Here is a 16,995-nt window from a genome sequence, read left to right as displayed (position 1 = left end):
TGGTCTTCTTGGTCGTTGATCCATCTACCGGAGACCTCACCCATCTCCAGACACGACATGCCGACCAGGGACGAGACTTCCTAAACAGGGCCTAGCGGGATGCATCGTCTCCACCCACAGGACACGGTCGTCGCCCACCGGAGCATCCGTCGGCGTGTGCGCTTGGACCAGGTTCACCTTGGCTGAGATCCGCTCTGTCATCCGCTCACGCGCGACCTGGTCGTAGTAGTAGCCGAGCGTCTTCATCATCGAGTGCCGGCTCGGTCTCCACACGCCCTTGCTGAAGTAGAGGCCGCCCTCGTAGCGTCCGATGACGCCTCCGGCCTCGCTCCGTTCACCCAGCCACCGCCACCACTTCTTCTTCTGCTCCTTCATCTCGTGCTCGGTCAGCAGCGTGTGGTGGATCGAGTCGGGCTCGGGGCCGGTATACGTCCCACCGGGCACACCCCGTTGGTAGTAGTCGTACTCGTCGTTCAGCCCGCCCAGCGAGTGCCCGAGTTCGTGCGGCGCTATGAGAGCGGACATCGCGTTGCCGCCGGAGGCCGTCGCGTATGTTCCCCCTGCACCGCCGTAGGTGTCGCTGTTGGCGAGCGCGAGGATCTGACGGTTTTGCTCTGTCGCCCCTGGGACGAGGTCCGCGTACGTCTTGGCGGCCGCAGAATCCATGAGGAGAAGACGCTGGATGCCGTCGTCCCTGCATCCGCTCCAGAACGCCATGCGCAGCGGGGTGGCACGTCGCGGAGACGACAACGCCGGGTCACAGCTGACCCCGGACTCATCGGACGGGATCTCCACCGCATACACGTTGATATAGGTGCGATACGACTTGAACGGCTCGATCGTCCACAGGTCGTTCAGGTGCTTCGCGAGGTCCGTCCGGAACTTCGGCATGTCCGCCGGCGTGTAACCGTCCCCCAGCACCACGAGGTTGAAGCGCTTGGCGGGGTCGCCGGTGACCTGGATCGGCACCACCGTCGCATCCGCCGGCTCCACCGCCCGCGCGGGAACCGCCAAGAGCGGCAGGACGGTCGCGGCCGCCGCCCCGATCACGATCTTCCTGGCCGTCCACATGCGCAGACCTCCTCCGCGGCGCACGCGGCAGGCGGGGGGTGGGCGGCCCGGGCGCAGCGCCTGGCTCGTCCCGCTGATCAAGCGGGCACGCCCGGATTATCGCCGGAGCATCGGCGTTTGTCGCCAGGTGCGGCGCTACCGCTTGTCGCGCTGCCCGTCCGCGAGGCCCTCCGCGATGCGCTGCCCGCCCGCGCGCCGCTGCACCGCCGCCGACAGAGTCGGCGCGATCCCGCTGATCCGGGCGCCGAGCCGCAGCCCCAGCGGCGCGACGTCGATCTCCGCGATGTTCCGCTCGATGGCCCGGACGGTCGCGCGGGCCACGTCCTGCGGCGTCCGCGTCCCGATCCCCTTCGGCAGGGTCACCCCGGCGTCCGCGAACATCCCCGCATCCCGGATGAACCCCGGGAAAACGGTCGACACGCCGATGCCGCGCGGGCGCAGGTCCTCCCGCAGCCCCAGGGCGAAACCCCGCATACCGAACTTCGTCGCGTTGTACAGCGACGCGTGGCCGGACGCGGCCTTCCCGGACAGCGACGACACGAACACCAGATGCCCGCGGCCACGATCGGCCATCTGCGCGGCGGCGAGCTTCGCCATCACGATCGGCGCGCGCAGGTTCACGTCCAGCGTCCGGTCGATCTGCGCGATCGAGTACTCGTCGAGCAGCCCGGACGCCGGCAGCGCCGCGTTCGCGACCAGCACGTCCACCCGCCCGGCCTCGTCCAGCAGTTTCTCGGCCGCGTCGCGGTCGGCGAGGTCCGCGATGATGGCCCGGCCGCCGAGCCGGTCGGCCAGCGGCTCCAGGACGTCCGCTCGCCGGCCGGTCAGCACGACCCGGCCGCCGCGGCCGGCGAGCGCCTTCGCCAGTGCCTGGCCGATCCCGCCGGTCGCCCCGGTCACCAGGACGTTCGCTCCGCGCAGCTCCATGCCGAGATCATGGCGGATCACATCCCGATGCGCCACAGCAGCAGGACGATCGACGACAGCACCAGCCCGGCCGCGCCCAGCGGGACGTCCCCCATCGCGATCAGCGCGGCGCACCCGGCGGCGGTGATCCCCGCGACCAGCACCAGCCCGCGGCCCCCGGGGGACCGGCCCCGCTCCCCCTCGAACTCGCGTTCCCAGCGCCGGAAGTCGTCCTCTGCCATCGGCACTCCCGAAGGTCGTCCCTTCGGATTATGCGGCCGACCGGACGTCCCGGCGAGAGGCCGCCCGGCGGAGCGGTCCGATAACGGCGAGCGGGTGCGGATCGCCCGGCAACGATTGCTAGGCTGCGGAGAGCCTGGGGAAGCAGATACTGATCGGCACACCCCGGGTTTTGACTTCATAGTCGAGGTGAAGGGGTCCCACCGTGAAGAAGCTGCTCATTCTCGCCGTTGTCGCTCTCGGCGGCTTCGCCGTCTGGCGCCGGATGCAGCAGGACCGCGCCGAGCTGGACCTGTGGACCGAGGCCACGTCGTCCGACAGCTGACACAGGCCCCGGCGTGACCGGCGCAGTCGCTTGCATCGATCTCGCCGGGACCACCGTCGCGGACGGTGACATCGTCGAAACCGCCTTCGCCGAGGCGATCGCCACGCTGGGGATCGTCTCCGGCACGGCGGCGTTCGAGCGCGCCGTCGCCCGCTTCCGGGACACACGCGGCGCGTCGGACGCCGCCGTCTTCCGCTCGCTCTTCGACGAGCCGCGCGCCCAGGCCGCGCACATGGCGTTCGAGCAGTCCTACGACCAGCTCGTCGACCGGCGCGGCCTGTTCGCCGTGCCCGGGGCCGCCGACACCTTGAAGCGCCTCCGCTCCTCCGGCGTCCGCGTGTGCCTGCTCACCGGCTCCGGCCGCCGCACCCAGGCCCGCGTCCTCGACGCCCTCGACTGGTGGGACCGCGCCGACCTGACGCTGAGCCCGGAGGACGCCGCCCGCGACCGCCCGTGCCCGGACCTCGTCCTCACCGCGGTCCTGCGCCTGGGTGTGGACGACGTCCGGCACATCATCGTCTGCGGCGCCACCGCCCCCGCCATCGAATCCGGCCGCCGCGCCGGCGCCGCCGTCCTCGCGGGCGTCCTCACCGGCCCCCACTCCCGCGACGACCTGCTGGCCGCCGGCGCCACCCACATCCTCCCCACCGTCGCCGACCTCCCGGCCCTCGTCCACACCGATGCCGCGCCCGCCCGCGACCACGGGTAAGCTTTGACCCGCCCACACGGGGCCTTAGCTCAGTTGGTAGAGCACCGGCTTTGCAAGCCGGGTGTCAGGGGTTCGAATCCCCTAGGCTCCACCAGCCAAAACGCCCTCATCCCGACCACGGATGAGGGCGTTCGTGCTATTAGCGTGCGATTAGGCCACCGGGACGAGCATGCCACCGAGGCCGCCGTCATCCTCGTCATCGTCGCCGCCCCGCTCCGCCTTGATCTTGTCGTTGAGTGCATCGGCTATCGCGCGGCCCGCCTCAGACGTCGCGTGCTGATAGATCATCGCCGCCCGGACGCTGTCATGCCCCATCCGGTCCATGAGGTCACGGAGACTCGCTCCGCTCTGGGCCGCAAGCGTGTTGCCCGTGTGCCGCAGATCATGGAAGTGGAGGTTCGGGAGGCCGAGGGTTTCCACGGCCAGGGCCCACCGCGACGCCCGCCGGAAGTTGCCCCGCCGCAGGACCCCGCCGTTCGGCCCTGCGAAGACGAGCGCCGCAGCGTCCTCGCCGACGTGCGCCCGCAAGTGTTCCCGGATCAACGGGACGATGCCCGCCGGAAAGCTCACGGTACGCTTGCCCGCCCGAGACTTGGGAGGCCCGATCACCAGGTCACCGGTGTCAAGTTCGAGGTACTGCCGCCGGACGGACACCGCGCCGGCCCCCAGGTCGACATCCCGACGCACCAGCGCCACGGCCTCACCCCAGCGCAGGCTAGCGAAGGTCGCCAGGAGCACGAGCGCGCGGTACCGGTCGTCATGCTCGACGGCCGCATACCCCTCTACGGCGAGGTTCCACAGCACACGTTCGGCCGTCCGGCGGTCCGGGAGGTACTGCGGGAAGGCGCGCGTGCCGCCCTCTACCAGTTCGTATCGGAGCTGGAACTCCCCAGAGGGCATCTTGCGGATGTTGCCGACCGGGTGACGGCCGAGCAACTCGGCCAGCTCGAAGACTTGCGCCAGTGTTAGTACGGGGCGTTCCTCCGGTGACTCGTCCCCCGCGCCCTTGATCCGGCATGGGTTGCGCGCGAGCATGCCGTCCTCCTCCGTCGCGGTCATGAGGACCGCCCGCAGCAGCCGATACGCCTTAGCAGTCACGCTTGCCGAAACGCCGGAGTCCAGAAGGGTCGTCCGCCATTCCCGCACCATGCTCGTCTTGATGTCGCCGACCGAGACGGCGCCCAGGTGCGGGCCGATGTGCTTTCTCAAGAGCCGCTCGTACAACTCGACGGTGCGAGGACGCAGGTTCGCCCGCTCTTTGATCCACTTCTCGGCGTAGACGCCGAGCTTCACCTTGGCGCGCTCAGGGTCGATCCACTGACCTTGGATCATCTGCGCTTCGACCAGCGAGAGGAACCGTTCGGCGTCGCCTTTGCGCTCGTACGTCTCTGGCGCGTTCCGGCGCTTGCCATCAAGCCCCAGGTAGCTTGCCTGATACCGACCCGAGGGCAGCTTGCGTACCCAGCCGAAGCGGCGGCGTCCTTGCTTGTTCGCCATTAGGCAGCCCTCCAGACGTCGGACGCGGTCATGGGCTCGACGAGACCGGCCGCGATGAACTCGTGAAGTGCGGATTCGGGGATGCGCACGAAGCGCCCGAGCTTGACGAAGCGGATGCGTCGTTCGGCGACGAGCCGACGAGGGAACCGCGGGGAGGTGTTTAGGCGCTCGGCCGCTTCCGTGATCGTCAACAGCCGTTCGTTCGGGTCGATCGGGGCTGTCTGGGGCCTTGCCTTGGTCAAGCTGCGCTCCTAGCGGTCGCTTGTGACGGAGGTGGGAGAGGTCTTCCGGTGAGCGCGGCAGTGACGAGCGCCTCGCCGCGCGTTAGGCCCTGGCTGTGGAAGCGCCATTCGCCGATGGCCAGGACGAGGTCAGGGTCTTGGTCGTCGGGCGGTTGCCAGCCGGGGGACTGCTCGCGGACGTAGGCGATGCGTGCGGCCCGCAGCGCGCCGAGGGTGGTGGAGTAGCGGCGGGACTTAGTGGAGAAGTGGCCGCGGAACCCGAGCATGTGAGCCCACTGGACGAGCCGGAGATCGGTGAACTCGTCCAGGGCACCCAAGGTCAGGCATGCGTTCATGAGCCGCCGGGCATGTGCGGTGATCGGCAACGCGTCCAGGTCGTCAGAGGGTTGAAGTCGCCGGTCGAGGGTGCCGACGCATTCGGCGGCCTTGGTGGCGTACTTGGCGATGTAGCCCGCTACGGCCTGCTGTGTGAGCGCGCCCGAGGAGGTGATGGCCCGAACGTCGACTTGCGGCCCCCAAGACAGGGGCCGGGCCGGGTGGGCGGGGGCGGCCGGAGTGGTGACCGACACGGCGCCGGCGGCGTGCCGGACGGCGTCGGCCAGGAGCCGGACGTTCGCCCAGCCGGGCGGGGGCGTGGCCGGGCCGCCGGGACCGTCGAAGCGGATGACCGCGTGGAAGTGGACGACGCCGCGCCGCTGGTATTCGGCGACTTTGGCGAAGGAGACCGCGAGCGTTTCGCGGAACTCCTTCTGTGTGAGCCCGGCCGACTTGGCCAGGTACCGGCGCAGGGCGAGCGTGAAGCGCCGCCACAGTTCCGGCGCGAGGGCGTTGAACAGCACCGACCCGGCGTAGTCGTAGCAGTCGGGGCACAGCGGTTCGCCGAGCCGAGGGTCGTCGTCGCAGTGCCGGACGGTGCAGGAGGCCACCACGCCATGCGGGCATGGTGTGGCGTTGCGTCGAGGGTGGCAGGGGTCGACGCGTCCGCCGTTGCGTGCCCGCCGGGCGTGGACGGGACCGAACGAGGGCGCGGTCAGCGTGACGAAGGCGGCCGGGTGGCCGGAGACGCTCTCAGGGATGCCCTTGCCACCGGCCAGGCCCGCCCGGATGAGTTGGTAGGTGTCGGCCCGGTAGATCTCGGCGCAGGCCGGGCACCGGGAGGCCCGCCGGGTCTTGCAGGCCACGGGAAGCGCACCGTCGGGTTCGGTGTCGGTGGAGTAGCTGTGCAGCAGTTCGCCGGTACCGGTGTGGACGTGCTGCACGGTTCCGGTCAGGAAGACCGGCTGAGCGCAACCGCCGGTTGCACGGGCACGAGCGGCCCACCGCTCGAAGTCCGGCCGGTCGAGGATCTTGGCCATCAGCCGGGCATCCTGTGGCGTGACGACAGGGTGAGGCACGATGAAGGGGTCTCCTTACCGGTTCGTGCGGGACAGGGGATGGTCCCCGACGTGACGGCGTGACTTGGCGGTTGAGCGGTCACGCCGGGGGCGCTCAGGTCATTGGCAGTTGCCGAGTCCGGAGCAGTGCGCGCAGGTGTCGCCGTAGGAGTCCAGGCCGGTCCCGCCGCAGTTGCAGCACTGCCACCACTCGCCGACCGGCGCGAGCGGACGCGGGAAGGCGATGGCCGATCCGGTCGCGGAGTCTTGGGCGGTCACCTCGGTAGAGCCGCAGGCCGAGCACGAGGGACCACCACGAAGGCCGAGCAGGGTCACCCAGCCGAGCCCGCCGGCGGTGACGTTGCAGTCCCGGCAGCGGAGCCGCCACGTCGACAGGTTCTCGAGCGTCATCAGGCGGCCCGCCCGGTGTCCTGGTCGGTGTCGAGGGTGATGTTGTCTCGGTAGCTGTCGCGGGCGTGGTGTTCGCGGTGGCGCTGTTCGGGGATGTGGACGACGCTGTAGGAGATGCGGCCGAAGGTGCGGGTGGCGGTGTAGTGCCCGCCGTGGCGGGTGTCGTCGTCGACGTCGACGCCCAGCAGCGCCGCCAACTGGTCGACCCGCGCGGCGGCCGAGGCGTCGTCCATGTTGCGGACGCTGATGATGAGGTCGTGTCCGTACTCGTTGACCGGCACGGCCGGGTTGGCCTCCAGGAAGTCAGCGAGCGCGCGCAGGCCGGTGATGGTCTGGTGCCGGGCGAACAGGTCACCGGGCACGATCGGGCCGGTCATGCCGGTCTGGCCGCTCATGCCGGTGTGAGTGGTGTGGGTGGTCATCGCGGTTTCCTCCGGTGAGTCAGGCGAGGGATGCGGTTTCGGTGCGGAGTTGGCGAAGCAGGTCGGAGGCGAGCTGGTTGGAGACCCCGAGCCGGGCGCGGAGCGCGTCACGGGTGATCGGCCGCCCGTGCTCGCTTTCGTGTTCGGCGGCGACACGGCGCGCGAAGTCGACCAGCGGACCGGCCGGAGCCGACGAGCCCGACGACGCGGCCGAGGACGACGAGGCGGACGGCGCCGAGGCGGAGTGTTCGGCGGGCACCGGGATGGAGGTCTGGCCGTCCTGCTCGTCCTCGCCCTGCTCGTTGCCGTGGTGCTGGACGGCCGGGACGGCAGCGGCGACCGTGGGCCGCTCGTCCTCCCACACCACCCACGGCGACGAGACCGAGGACGGGACGGACGGGCCAGCCGAGGACGGGGACGGGTGGCCGAAGGAGTCCGGGACCGGCGAAGGAGGAGCCGCCGGACGGGGGCCGGCCTTGCGGCGTTCCAGCATCGACACGGCGACCAGGAAGGCGCCCGCCGGGGTGCCTGCGGTGATCCAGCCCCAGACCGACGGGTCGGCCTGCGCGAGGTTCGCGGCCAGCGACAGCAGGATGCCGCCGACCAGGACGACGGTCGGCCACGACATCCGCCCGGTGTCGCGTCCGGTGTGCTTGTCGCGCTGGCGTTCTCCGGCGGCCATGACGCATGTCAGGTCGATGCACACGGCGATGGCCCAGGCCATCCACCCGCGTTGACCGTGTTCGGTGGCGGTGTCGCGGATGTGGGTGAACGAGCCCGCCGCCGCGATGCCCGCCAGCACCACCACCGGGCCGGAGTCGGCGACCGCGCCGAGGATGCGACGAGTCATGCCGCCCGCCGCACGTCGACCAGGGCCAGCAGCGCGGCCAGTTCGGCGTCACAGCGGTGCGCGTCGGCCCAGTCGTCGACCTCGCCGCAGGACGAGGACGCGAAGGAGTCGGCGCACCGCTGGCAGCGGGCGACGTGCAGGGACCGGAACTCGTCCCACTCGACCCCGACCGGCCACACGTCCCAGGACGACACCGCCGACGACGACCCGGACGGCGAGGACGAGCCGGAGGGCGACGGGCCGGACGGGGACGAGGGGGACGGGACGGCGACGAACCGGGGACGAGGACGGGGACGAAGGACACGGACGCGGGCAACCATCGGGCAGCCTCCAGGGACGGTTTCGGGCATGGGTCGGGTAAGGACGTGGCGCGATCAGGGCTCACACCGAGCCGAGAGAGAGGAAAGGAGAGGGAGCCGGGCCGGTTATGCGGCCGGGTCGACGACGGGGACCGAGCCGATCAGCGCGTCCCAGTCCGGGGTCAGGTGCGCGTACTCACGCGCCGCGTGTTCGGCCTCGCACTCGGGGACGTAGACCGACCGGGCGCGGTGCCATGAGCCGTCTTGCCCCGCGACCACGCACACGCCGGGTGTCTCGGCGGGGATGGCGCGTGCGGCGTCGAGGGCGGCCGGGTCGAGGTCGCCGAGGGTCATGTTCGCGGTTTCGGGGTCGTTGACCCGGTGGCACACGCGCCCGGAGAGCTGGGCGCGCAGGGCGGTGACGCCGGGTCCGAGGTCGGAGCCGATGCGCTGCCCGCAGACGATCAGGTGGACGGCGAACGCGCGGCCGAGCTGGGCGACCCGCAGCAGCGCGGTAGCCGTGCGCGACACCTCCTCCTTCTCGGACTTGTCGGCCATCAGGAACAGCTCGGCGACCTCGTCGACCAGGACGACGACGGGGACCGGTCGCAGGTGCTCGGGGAGCGTCCAGACGTTGCGGGCACCGTGCGCGCGGCACAGCGCCATCCGGTTCTCGACCTCGCCGACCAGATCCGACAGCAGGTCGACGGACTCTTTGCGGGTGGTGGCCAGCGCCGACAGACGCGGCGCGTACGGGGTGAACTCGACCCCGCCCTTGAGGTCGAACCCGACCAGCGCGACCGGCTGAGGAGCAAGGCCCTTGATGAGCGCGTTGGCCAGATTGGACTTGCCCGACTGCGTCGCGCCCGCGTTGAGCCAGTGCGGCACCGTCCGGAAGTCGATCAGCCAGTCACGACCGTTCTCCAACTTGCCCGGACGCACCGTCAGCAGTTCGCCGGTTTCGGGTTCGGTGACCACGTCGACCAGCGGGTCACGCATCGTGGCCCACAGGGTGACGTAGCCGGGCCGGACGTCGACCACGCGCACCGAGTGGACGCGCCATGCGTGCGCGATCCCCTCCGCCGCCTTCTCATAGTCGGCCGGGACTTGCCCATCGTGGAGCCGCAGGCGCATGCGCCAGCCGAGCCGGGTGGGCCGCAGGACGCCGAGGCGGGGCGCGTGCTCGACGTCGACCCGCCGCACCCGCCGCTTGTGCTCGACCACCGTTGCAGCGGACCGGGAGGCCGGCCCCACCACCGGGATGGCGTCCAGGGTGAGCCGGAACCGCCGCCGGTTGCGCGTCAGCTTGCAGCCCGAGGCGACGTGATGCCACGTCAGATAGACGAGCACCGCGCGGAGCGGGAAGGCGACGCCGTACCAGAACGAGGCCGGGTGCCACCGGCGCCAGGCCCAGAGCCCGACCGCCGCAGCGGCCAGGACTCCGAGCACCAGGGCGAAGTCAGTCATGACCGGGCCGCCGCTCAGGCCACGCCCGCCGAAGCGGACGCATCCGACGAGGAGGCCGAGGGCGGGGCGACCGAGGAGACGGGCGCGATGCGGTCGGCGCGGTAGGCCACGCCCCAGCGCTTCTCACCGCCGAGCACTGCCTCCCACGGGAACGCCACCAGGCCGACCGGCGTCACCACCTCCCCGATCGTCACCGACTGGTCGCCGACCACCGCGACGTTGAGCAGGTCCACCCGCCCCGCCATGTCGGCGGCCGACAGACCGACCGTGAACACCGTGTGCCCGTTGCGGTCCGTCTTCACCTCCCCCGTTTCCTGGTTGACCAGCTTGGGACGCGGCGGCGACACGCACACGAACGTCAGCGCCGACACGTCCACCGGGATGTTGCGCACTTCAGCCTCCAGGCCATCGCTTGCTACCTACATTCATAGGTTACATAGGAAAGTGAGTAGGTCAAGCGGATGACCGAAACTTTCCTAGGAACCCACGAACCTGAGTGGGCCGGTTATGCTGCTGACATGGGAAAACCTGGTGCAGCGGACCGCCGGAAGGTCTACGTCCGCATCGCTGACGAGCTGCGTAGAGACATCGCAGGAGGGCGGTACCCGGTGGGGGAGGCGCTACCGTCCATAGCCAAGTTGGGTGAGCGGTTCGGCGCGGCCGGCGCCACAGTGGAACGCGCGCTAGCGGTCCTGCGCGAAGAGAACATCATCATGAGCAGGCAGGGCACGCCGAGCATTGTTACGAGACGGCCGGAGGAGGAGGCGGGCGAACCCGCCGCGGAAACGGCCGAAGGCCCAAGCGAAGAGTTCACTCTCCTTCTTGGACAGCTCAAGGAGATCCGGGAGCAGGTACGTCGCCTCAGCGTGAAGGTTGATGACCTGGACGAGCGAACGAGGGATCTCTAAGCCGAGCATCGCCAACCATCCCGCCCGCCCACAACAAGCGACGACCGCACGGCACAGGAACCCACGGTGCCCCACCGCTACCCCCGCGCCGCACGGCCGTCACGGCCACGGCCACCCGTCAGGATGCGTGATGGCCATGACCAGCTCTCGGACCGACACCGCCTCAACCAGCCGCCACCCACGGTCACAGCGCACCAGCGCCCACAATGACCGCGTGTAGGGCCCCCGCCAGCACGTGACCCCGAAGCGCTCCGAGATCTCGGCGAGGGCCGCCCCGGCGTCCATCAGACCCCGTCCGTCCTCCAGGACGAGCCTGCCGCCGCGATCCACCGATCTAGCGACGTCATCACCCGCAGGACAGCCAGCTCCACATCCGAGCACGGCGCCAGCAGTTCCCCCGTACTGGACCGGTACCACCACCCCCCATCCCCGCCGACGACGGTGACGCTCTCACCCAGGCCCGCAACATCGGGGAAGTGCACCCGCAGCACGGGCAAGGTCTCGGCGTAACGGTGCTCCACCCTCCACCCGCGCCGCCGCAGTGCCCGGCCGAGCCGGTTGAGCAGCAGTCGCGCAGTGAACGGCCGAGGCAGCGCGGCCAGTGCATCCGGGGGGATAAGCACCCGCCGCGCCGCCTCAGCCTCCCCCGAGGCCGCCCCACCCAGCGCAGGGACGGCCCCCTCCGGTGATGGCGGGGGAGTCCACGCCACCATCACCAGGCCCTTTTCAACACCGGACGCCCCGCACGCTGCCGCTCCTGCACCAGCGCCTCACGCAACGCCGCCGAGTCCGACCGGATCACCGTCGCATCGACGCCCGAGGCCGAGTCGTGAAGCGTCGCGACCCAGTCGCCGAGACGCCCGTCCCAACGCCGAGCCCGCCAGATCCGGTGACCGGTGAACTCCTCCTGAAGCCGACGAAGCACCGGGTCATCGCTGTGCGCACGCGTTTCCATCGCAGGGTTCCTCAGTTGAAGTCGTTGGTCTCAGGCCGCCCCGGTCTCGTGAACCGGCGACGCCGTACCAGCCCGGTGAAGCCGAGCCGCGATCTGCCGTGTCCGGACGTGGAGTTCATCGAGTTCCGCAGTGACCTCGGCGAGCACCGCGAGAAGGACCTGACGCTCTTCTTCGGTCAGCCCGCCGGCCCGCACCGAGTCATTGCCGCGCAGACGCGGCATGGCGAGCCGCACCACCTTGTCTTCCGAACGCACACGACCGCTCATGCCAACCACGGTGTCGTGTCGACCGCGCCTTTCCCATGTCCTGACACCGACGCAGCACTGAACTTGTCCTGCACCCGGCCATGTGAGCAGCCCATATCTACTGACAGACTGAGCCCCATGGCTGAACTCAACGGCGTACCTGTCACCCCGGATGAGCTCAAAGCGCTAGCTCTGGTGAACTACGGTCATTTCACCTCGATGCGCATGGAAAACCAGCACATCAGAGGCTTTTCACACCACCTAGAGCGACTCGTCCGAGACTGCCGCGTTCTCTTCGGCCAGGAGCTCGACCGCCAACAGGTCCGCGACTACGTCCGACAGGCCACCGCCGGACGAGACGGCGCGTTCGTCGTCCGCGTGACGATCTACGACCCCGACCTAGAGCTAGGCCACCCCGGAGCCCAAGCCGAGCCGAAGATACTCGTCACGACCCGGCCGTCCGGGACATGGCCGATGGCCCCCATGCGGGTGCAATCCGTCCCGTACGTGCGCGAACTACCCGAACAGAAGCACGTCGGCCTGTTCGGCGCCCTATGGCACCGCCGCAACGCCCAACTCGACGGATTCGACGATTGCGTTTTCACCGACCCGGAGCTGTACGTCTCCGAGGGCGCGACGTGGAACATCGGCTTCTACGACGGACAGCAAGTCATCTGGCCCAACGCCGAAGTGCTCCCAGGCGTGACCATGCGCCTACTCCACCAGGTGCACGACGCGACATCCCTTGGCCCCGTCAACCTCTCCGACCTACCGCGCATGGAAGCCGCGTTCGCCACCAACACCGCCATTGGCGTACGAGCGATCACGGCCATCAACGACGTGGAGTTCCCAGACGCGCACCCGATCTTGGCGACTCTCCGCAAGGAATACGAAGAGATCCCCGCCGAAGCCGTCTGAGCACCGCCCCGCTACGGAGAACCCGACATGCCCCCCACAGTCTCACGCTGGACCGGCAAGGAAGCCCGCGCCCTACGAGACGCCAAGCGCGTAAGCCAGGTGGAGTTCGCCGCAGAACTCGGCGTAAGCGAACGCATGATCGTCAGATGGGAGAAGGGGAACGTCACCCCCCGGCCCATCAACCAGCAGGGCCTTGACACCATCCTCGCCGCCTGTAGCCCCGACGTGCAGGCACGCTTCGCCGAGATGATCGGCTTGACGAGCCCGGCCGCGTCCGCCCAAGATCCGGGCGTGTCCTCAGAGCAGCCAGCAAGCCCCCAGTCAGAGCCGGACGTGCCCGTCGGCGACGAAGACCAGGTCAGACACCCCATCGACGGGAAGCTGATGACGCTCGTCCCGGCCGGCGTCTACTTCGCAGGCGAGAACAGCGAACCCGTCTACCTCCCGGCGTTCTACATCGACGTGTTCCCCACCACAAACGCCGACTACGCCCGGTTCGTCACGGCGACCGACCACAAGCCGCCGCAGCACTGGGAGAACGGCGTCATCCCCGAGGGACTCGACAACCACCCGGTCGTGTTCGTCACCTGGCACGACGCCCACGCCTACGCCCAGTGGTCGGCCAAGGCCCTCCCCAGCGCCCAGCAGTGGGAGAAGGCAGCCCGAGGGACACGCGGCGAGATCTACCCATGGGGCAACCAGCGGACCCCCGCGAAGGTCAACTGCCGAGAGGGCGGCAAGCGCAGCACGACCCCCGTTGACTGCTACGCCAGCGGCGTAAGCCCGTACGGCGTCTACGACCTGTGCGGCAACACCTGGGACTGGTGCTCGACCGAGACCGAGCCAGGCCGCTACGAGCTGAAGGGCAGCGCGTTCACGAGCCCCTTCCTGCGCTGCGCACCCGCCACGTTCAACGACGCCTCCGCAGACATGCTCGACGACGACACCGGTTTCCGCTGCGTGACCCCAGCCGAGACCATGCGAGCCCTGCTCAACGTGAGAGGCCAGTCAGCCACCTGACACCACGACCGGCGCACGGGGCCGGATGAGAACTTTCTTTACGTCTTCAAGGGCGCCGCTACGCGTCGCCGGCGGCCGCCCGCCCCGGCGCGCCGGGCATGCGGCCTGTCCCGTCCGGTCCCGCCGCGCCACGTCGCCCGCCCGCCCAGTGAACGACCCATAAATCTATGCCGTACTCGACGCGGACAGGGCGGCCAGCGCCGCGACAGGAGGCCCGTCATGACGATGGCAGACTCTCCAGGGTGGCAGCAGTCTCCACGGGCAACATCAGCCGCTTGACCTGCGAACATCTAGCAAAGCGCCGATAGTGACTGCTAGGATCCGCGCCATGCACAATAGGGATATTACCGTTAATGTCGGCTCTGTAGCCGGGAAATTCGGCGGGCAGTTGTCTATTGCCGCCGTCAAGTTCATGGGCAATAAATCTGTGCAGATCTATGCCTCTGATCCTCAAGATTTGCGACTTAGGGGAATCATTATGCACTTGAATCAGTCCGAAATCGACGCACTTAAAAGGCTAATCGCTGAGGCTGAGCAAGCGATGCGGGAGTTGCCCTAGCATATCTGGGGATCTCCATAGCGCTGGGCTGAGCCAACCACCGATTGAGGGTTGGGCGGGCTCGAACCAGGGGGCTGCGCCGCCCCCTGGACCCCCGCGAGCCGGGGCACTCGTTCGCGCGAAACGGTCTGTCACAGCTTGCGCGCCGTTCGCGCGAACGAGCACCCCGGACCGGTTGGCGCGGAGCGCTCAGGCTTGCTAACGCGAGATCTAGACGGACCTGGACAGTATGTGCCCAGGCCGGGCACCGTGCGATTAGCGTGCGATTAGAGGCGGTCACCAGGGGGCAAGAGCGGGCAGTAAAGGATCATGGGTTCCCCAGGTCAGAGCTGTGATCCGGGGTGATCTCGCAGATTTGCAAGCCGGGTGTCAGGGGTTCGAATCCCCTAGGCTCCACCAGCCAAAACGCCCTCATCCCGATCATGGATGAGGGCGTTCGTGCAATTAGCGTGCAATTAGGCCACCGGGACGAGCACGCCGGTAGGGCCGCCGTCCTCGTCATCGTCCCCGCCGTCCCGCTCCGCCTTGATCTTGTCGTTGAGCGCGTCGGCGATCGCGCGGCCCGCTTCGGACGTGGCGTGATGATAGATCAACGCCGCCCGGACGCTGTCATGCCCCATCCGGTCCATGAGGTCACGCAGACTCGCCCCGCTCTGTGCCGCAAGCGTGTTGCCCGTGTGCCGAAGGTCGTGGAAGTGCAGGTTCGGGAGGCCGAGGGTTTCCACGGCCAGGGCCCACCGCGACGCCCGCCGGAAGTTGCCCCGCCGCAGCACTCCACCGTTCGGCCCCGCGAAGACGAGCGCCGACGAGTCATCGCCGACATGCGCACTCAGGTGGTCGCGTATGAGAGTGATGATGCCCGTGCTGGGGGTCACGGTACGCTTGCCGGCCCGAGGATGGGGAAGCCGGATAGCGAGATTGCCTTGCAAGGTCAGCGCTAATGTGCGCCCCAACGGTCTCGGCTGTCACGACTACCGGACCCCAGCAGGGCCGACCCGCGAGTCTCGGACATTCGCCTCGCCAGTTCCATCGGCGTCGCCGCTTCGAGGAGGACCCACCGCCCCGTGCACGGCATCATCGCCCACCATCGGAACGTGTGGGTCCCGAACCAGACCGACGAGGCCGGAAACCGGCGTTGCAGAGTGATGATCGCCGCGGTGACATCGCCCGGCGTGCCCTGGGTCCACGACGTCACGGCCGCACCCCCGGCAGGTCTGGGGTGGTCGGCTCGTTCATGAACGCGGTGATCCGTTCAGCCGCGCCGTCCAGGTCCGTGACCGGGTGCAAGTTGTCGACCCGCCACCAGGAGACCTCATCCTTGCGGCGGTTCACCACTACATAGCCGATGACGTCGAGGGATGCTCCGCCAGTCCGAGTGACCGTCAGGCCAGGTATCCCATCGCGCAGTTGGACGTACAGGCCGCGCCTGACCAGAGCCCGGCACAGATCGCCCAACACGCGAAGTTCAGCGTCGCGGGACAGAGAAGGACCCATCACCTGTTCTCGCTTTCGTCGGAAGCAGAGCCGGAGGCGCAGGACCCCGGCCCGTTCCTCCCACACACGTGATCAGGGAGAACTGGGAAGATCACGCGGCGAACTGTGCTCGCCGCGCCTCCGGTTCTGCCGTTCAATGCGCTATGGCCAGCCCATGAGGCCAGCCGAACAGCGCTAGTCGAAGTGGTCGTTCGCCGAGCCGTTGCGTTGTCCGGCCTGCGCGGTGACGAAGAGGGTGACCTTGCCCGCCGCGCCCGGCACGTCGTCAACTGGGTGCTTGCTGTCGTCGCGTCGCCAGGTGAACGTACGGCCGGAGGCCCCGACGAACACCCGCACGAACAGTCCCGGCTTCGCGGTGCTCACCAGCAATCCCGGCATGCCTTCATCCACCCGGACGGTCAGCCCCAGACCGAGAAGGCAGGTTCGTAGGTCGGCCGGCAGCGGCAACTCGACGTCCCGCGCGTTCACGACTGCGCACCGCCCTGCTGCCCGGACGCGCGACCCGTCCCCAGGCAGTCAGGGCAGGAGTCCTGCCGACTGTTCGCCGGAACGGCCGCCACGTGCCCCGGCGTCAACGTCCGCCGCGTGACACGCCGCTTGACCCCGCGTCCCTTGCAAGAGGTGCAATCACTCACCATGACCACACCGTGCCAATGAGTCACGTTGCGTCACGACGCCGTGATCATCTCGTCTCGCCCGTCAACGTCTTGCGACCGTCTCGACTTTGTCTCGTCTTCGATCTCACAACGCGTCTAGCCTGAGAAACGCCCCAGCAGAGAGGACGGCCGGTGTCTCCCCAACCGATCTTGTTGCAGGTCGTGATCCGCCAGCGCCGCCTCCAGCGCTACGGCATGTTCCAGGCCGCCTACAACGAGACCGCCAAGAAGATCTCGCCCGAACTCGCAGGAACCGCACCGAGCCGTGCCCAGCTCCACCGCTGGACGTCCGGCGAACTCAAGCGCCTTCCCTACACAGACCACTGCCGCGTCTTAGCCTCGATCCACCGATGGTGTATCGAGGTCGATCTCTCGGTCTTTTCGGGAGGACGGTTGAGTTGTCGGCCGCCCGCGGGCAGGGGTGATC

The 16,995-nt window shown here is 69.0% G+C and carries 24 protein-coding genes and 1 tRNA gene; 8 read left to right on the top strand and 17 right to left on the bottom strand.

Annotated elements, in window-relative coordinates; all coding sequences use genetic code 11:
- Positions 1-36: 36 nt before the first annotated feature.
- The 3 genes from ABTW95_RS34860 to ABTW95_RS34850 form a co-directional block, all read right to left on the bottom strand.
- On the bottom strand, positions 37-1,071 hold the full coding sequence (locus ABTW95_RS34860; protein WP_500228554.1) for a M64 family metallopeptidase: 1,035 nt from the start codon (positions 1,069-1,071) through the stop codon (positions 37-39).
- A 135-nt stretch (positions 1,072-1,206) separates the two neighbouring features.
- A complete protein-coding gene (locus ABTW95_RS34855) occupies positions 1,207-1,998 on the bottom strand; it encodes an SDR family NAD(P)-dependent oxidoreductase (RefSeq protein ID WP_500228553.1) in 792 nt (263 codons plus the stop codon).
- Between the two features lie 17 nt (positions 1,999-2,015).
- Complete coding sequence (locus ABTW95_RS34850; protein ID WP_500228552.1) at positions 2,016-2,219, bottom strand: hypothetical protein; 204 nt, start codon at positions 2,217-2,219, stop codon at positions 2,016-2,018.
- Positions 2,220-2,422: 203 nt separating this feature from the next.
- Between ABTW95_RS34850 and ABTW95_RS34845 the strand changes: the two genes are divergently transcribed.
- The 3 genes from ABTW95_RS34845 (at position 2,423) to ABTW95_RS34835 (ending at position 3,345) form a co-directional block, all read left to right on the top strand.
- Positions 2,423-2,542 (top strand): DLW-39 family protein, encoded by a 120-nt coding sequence (locus ABTW95_RS34845; RefSeq protein ID WP_217711122.1) that lies wholly within the window; start codon positions 2,423-2,425, stop codon positions 2,540-2,542.
- Positions 2,543-2,555: 13 nt separating this feature from the next.
- Positions 2,556-3,251, top strand: coding sequence for an HAD family hydrolase (locus ABTW95_RS34840; protein WP_500228551.1), 696 nt, complete (start codon positions 2,556-2,558; stop codon positions 3,249-3,251).
- Positions 3,252-3,269: 18 nt separating this feature from the next.
- Positions 3,270-3,345 (top strand) — tRNA-Ala (locus ABTW95_RS34835).
- 56 nt (positions 3,346-3,401) lie between these two features.
- On the opposite strand, the gene ABTW95_RS34830 is transcribed toward ABTW95_RS34835, so the two are convergent.
- From ABTW95_RS34830 to ABTW95_RS34790, 9 genes are all read right to left on the bottom strand, one after another.
- Positions 3,402-4,748 carry a tyrosine-type recombinase/integrase gene (locus ABTW95_RS34830; protein WP_500228550.1) on the bottom strand — a complete coding sequence of 449 codons (1,347 nt, stop codon included), beginning with the start codon at positions 4,746-4,748 and terminating at the stop codon, positions 3,402-3,404.
- Positions 4,748-4,990: a helix-turn-helix domain-containing protein gene (locus tag ABTW95_RS34825; RefSeq protein WP_240808220.1), complete on the bottom strand. Its 243-nt coding sequence runs from the start codon at positions 4,988-4,990 to the stop codon at positions 4,748-4,750. The genes ABTW95_RS34830 and ABTW95_RS34825 overlap by 1 nt, the downstream gene beginning before the upstream one ends.
- Positions 4,987-6,345 carry a replication initiator gene (locus tag ABTW95_RS34820; RefSeq protein WP_500228549.1) on the bottom strand — a complete coding sequence of 453 codons (1,359 nt, stop codon included), beginning with the start codon at positions 6,343-6,345 and terminating at the stop codon, positions 4,987-4,989. Before ABTW95_RS34820 ends, ABTW95_RS34825 begins: the two co-directional genes overlap by 4 nt.
- 138 nt (positions 6,346-6,483) lie before the next feature.
- Complete coding sequence (locus tag ABTW95_RS34815) at positions 6,484-6,774, bottom strand: hypothetical protein (protein ID WP_500228548.1); 291 nt, start codon at positions 6,772-6,774, stop codon at positions 6,484-6,486.
- Positions 6,774-7,196, bottom strand: a complete 423-nt coding sequence (locus tag ABTW95_RS34810) for a hypothetical protein (protein WP_500228547.1) — start codon at positions 7,194-7,196, stop codon at positions 6,774-6,776. Before ABTW95_RS34810 ends, ABTW95_RS34815 begins: the two co-directional genes overlap by 1 nt.
- Positions 7,197-7,215: 19 nt before the next feature.
- A complete protein-coding gene (locus ABTW95_RS34805) occupies positions 7,216-8,046 on the bottom strand; it encodes a DUF2637 domain-containing protein (RefSeq protein ID WP_500228546.1) in 831 nt (276 codons plus the stop codon).
- Positions 8,043-8,366 carry a hypothetical protein gene (locus ABTW95_RS34800; protein WP_500228545.1) on the bottom strand — a complete coding sequence of 108 codons (324 nt, stop codon included), beginning with the start codon at positions 8,364-8,366 and terminating at the stop codon, positions 8,043-8,045. Before ABTW95_RS34800 ends, ABTW95_RS34805 begins: the two co-directional genes overlap by 4 nt.
- Positions 8,367-8,471: 105 nt before the next feature.
- The gene (locus ABTW95_RS34795; protein ID WP_500228544.1) at positions 8,472-9,812 is read right to left on the bottom strand and encodes an FtsK/SpoIIIE domain-containing protein; all 1,341 of its coding nucleotides are present in this window, start codon (positions 9,810-9,812) and stop codon (positions 8,472-8,474) included.
- 14 nt (positions 9,813-9,826) lie between these two features.
- Positions 9,827-10,204 carry an SCO3933 family regulatory protein gene (locus ABTW95_RS34790; RefSeq protein WP_500228543.1) on the bottom strand — a complete coding sequence of 126 codons (378 nt, stop codon included), beginning with the start codon at positions 10,202-10,204 and terminating at the stop codon, positions 9,827-9,829.
- A 69-nt stretch (positions 10,205-10,273) separates the two neighbouring features.
- Between ABTW95_RS34790 and ABTW95_RS34785 the strand changes: the two genes are divergently transcribed.
- Positions 10,274-10,720, top strand: a complete 447-nt coding sequence (locus tag ABTW95_RS34785; RefSeq protein ID WP_500228542.1) for a GntR family transcriptional regulator — start codon at positions 10,274-10,276, stop codon at positions 10,718-10,720.
- A 712-nt stretch (positions 10,721-11,432) separates the two neighbouring features.
- Here ABTW95_RS34785 and ABTW95_RS34780 read toward each other — a convergent pair.
- Complete coding sequence (locus ABTW95_RS34780) at positions 11,433-11,675, bottom strand: hypothetical protein (RefSeq protein WP_500228541.1); 243 nt, start codon at positions 11,673-11,675, stop codon at positions 11,433-11,435.
- A 30-nt stretch (positions 11,676-11,705) separates the two neighbouring features.
- Complete coding sequence (locus tag ABTW95_RS34775) at positions 11,706-11,942, bottom strand: hypothetical protein (RefSeq protein WP_500228540.1); 237 nt, start codon at positions 11,940-11,942, stop codon at positions 11,706-11,708.
- Positions 11,943-12,059: 117 nt separating this feature from the next.
- Between ABTW95_RS34775 and ABTW95_RS34770 the strand changes: the two genes are divergently transcribed.
- The 3 genes from ABTW95_RS34770 (at position 12,060) to ABTW95_RS34760 (ending at position 14,418) form a co-directional block, all read left to right on the top strand.
- Positions 12,060-12,839: an aminotransferase class IV family protein gene (locus ABTW95_RS34770; RefSeq protein WP_500228539.1), complete on the top strand. Its 780-nt coding sequence runs from the start codon at positions 12,060-12,062 to the stop codon at positions 12,837-12,839.
- A 27-nt stretch (positions 12,840-12,866) separates the two neighbouring features.
- The gene (locus ABTW95_RS34765) at positions 12,867-13,859 is read left to right on the top strand and encodes an SUMF1/EgtB/PvdO family nonheme iron enzyme (RefSeq protein WP_500228538.1); all 993 of its coding nucleotides are present in this window, start codon (positions 12,867-12,869) and stop codon (positions 13,857-13,859) included.
- Between the two features lie 328 nt (positions 13,860-14,187).
- Complete coding sequence (locus tag ABTW95_RS34760; RefSeq protein ID WP_500228537.1) at positions 14,188-14,418, top strand: hypothetical protein; 231 nt, start codon at positions 14,188-14,190, stop codon at positions 14,416-14,418.
- Positions 14,419-14,873: 455 nt separating this feature from the next.
- Here the strand turns inward: ABTW95_RS34760 and ABTW95_RS34755 are convergent, their stop codons facing one another.
- From ABTW95_RS34755 to ABTW95_RS34745, 3 genes are all read right to left on the bottom strand, one after another.
- Complete coding sequence (locus ABTW95_RS34755) at positions 14,874-15,293, bottom strand: tyrosine-type recombinase/integrase (RefSeq protein ID WP_500228536.1); 420 nt, start codon at positions 15,291-15,293, stop codon at positions 14,874-14,876.
- A 316-nt stretch (positions 15,294-15,609) separates the two neighbouring features.
- Positions 15,610-15,750, bottom strand: coding sequence for a hypothetical protein (locus ABTW95_RS34750; RefSeq protein WP_500228535.1), 141 nt, complete (start codon positions 15,748-15,750; stop codon positions 15,610-15,612).
- Positions 15,751-16,086: 336 nt separating this feature from the next.
- Positions 16,087-16,380 (bottom strand): hypothetical protein, encoded by a 294-nt coding sequence (locus tag ABTW95_RS34745; RefSeq protein WP_500228534.1) that lies wholly within the window; start codon positions 16,378-16,380, stop codon positions 16,087-16,089.
- A 320-nt stretch (positions 16,381-16,700) separates the two neighbouring features.
- Here ABTW95_RS34745 and ABTW95_RS34740 point away from each other — a divergent pair.
- Positions 16,701-16,995 (top strand): hypothetical protein (locus ABTW95_RS34740; protein ID WP_500228533.1); only part of this gene is annotated, 295 nt, incomplete at its 3' end.

The sequence above is a fragment of the Spirillospora sp. NPDC127506 genome (genome assembly GCF_040302145.1).
Lineage (GTDB): Bacteria > Actinomycetota > Actinomycetes > Streptosporangiales > Streptosporangiaceae > Spirillospora.
The sequence above is the reverse complement of the archived record's forward strand: the minus strand, read 5'-3'. Positions and strand labels throughout refer to the sequence as shown.

Bases quoted from the DNA above. Each gene is read 5' to 3' on its own strand.
- ABTW95_RS34860 (WP_500228554.1), bottom strand. From the start codon at position 1,071: ATGTGGACGGCCAGGAAGATCGTGATCGGGGCGGCGGCCGCGACCGTC.
- ABTW95_RS34855 (WP_500228553.1), bottom strand. From the start codon at position 1,998: ATGGAGCTGCGCGGAGCGAACGTCCTGGTGACCGGGGCGACCGGCGGG.
- ABTW95_RS34850 (WP_500228552.1), bottom strand. From the start codon at position 2,219: ATGGCAGAGGACGACTTCCGGCGCTGGGAACGCGAGTTCGAGGGGGAG.
- ABTW95_RS34830 (WP_500228550.1), bottom strand. From the start codon at position 4,748: ATGGCGAACAAGCAAGGACGCCGCCGCTTCGGCTGGGTACGCAAGCTG.
- ABTW95_RS34820 (WP_500228549.1), bottom strand. From the start codon at position 6,345: ATGGCCAAGATCCTCGACCGGCCGGACTTCGAGCGGTGGGCCGCTCGT.
- ABTW95_RS34815 (WP_500228548.1), bottom strand. From the start codon at position 6,774: ATGACGCTCGAGAACCTGTCGACGTGGCGGCTCCGCTGCCGGGACTGC.
- ABTW95_RS34810 (WP_500228547.1), bottom strand. From the start codon at position 7,196: ATGACCACCCACACCACTCACACCGGCATGAGCGGCCAGACCGGCATG.
- ABTW95_RS34805 (WP_500228546.1), bottom strand. From the start codon at position 8,046: ATGACTCGTCGCATCCTCGGCGCGGTCGCCGACTCCGGCCCGGTGGTG.
- ABTW95_RS34800 (WP_500228545.1), bottom strand. From the start codon at position 8,366: ATGGTTGCCCGCGTCCGTGTCCTTCGTCCCCGTCCTCGTCCCCGGTTC.
- ABTW95_RS34795 (WP_500228544.1), bottom strand. From the start codon at position 9,812: ATGACTGACTTCGCCCTGGTGCTCGGAGTCCTGGCCGCTGCGGCGGTC.
- ABTW95_RS34785 (WP_500228542.1), top strand. From the start codon at position 10,274: ATGACCGAAACTTTCCTAGGAACCCACGAACCTGAGTGGGCCGGTTAT.
- ABTW95_RS34780 (WP_500228541.1), bottom strand. From the start codon at position 11,675: ATGGAAACGCGTGCGCACAGCGATGACCCGGTGCTTCGTCGGCTTCAG.
- ABTW95_RS34775 (WP_500228540.1), bottom strand. From the start codon at position 11,942: ATGAGCGGTCGTGTGCGTTCGGAAGACAAGGTGGTGCGGCTCGCCATG.
- ABTW95_RS34770 (WP_500228539.1), top strand. From the start codon at position 12,060: ATGGCTGAACTCAACGGCGTACCTGTCACCCCGGATGAGCTCAAAGCG.
- ABTW95_RS34765 (WP_500228538.1), top strand. From the start codon at position 12,867: ATGCCCCCCACAGTCTCACGCTGGACCGGCAAGGAAGCCCGCGCCCTA.
- ABTW95_RS34760 (WP_500228537.1), top strand. From the start codon at position 14,188: ATGCACAATAGGGATATTACCGTTAATGTCGGCTCTGTAGCCGGGAAA.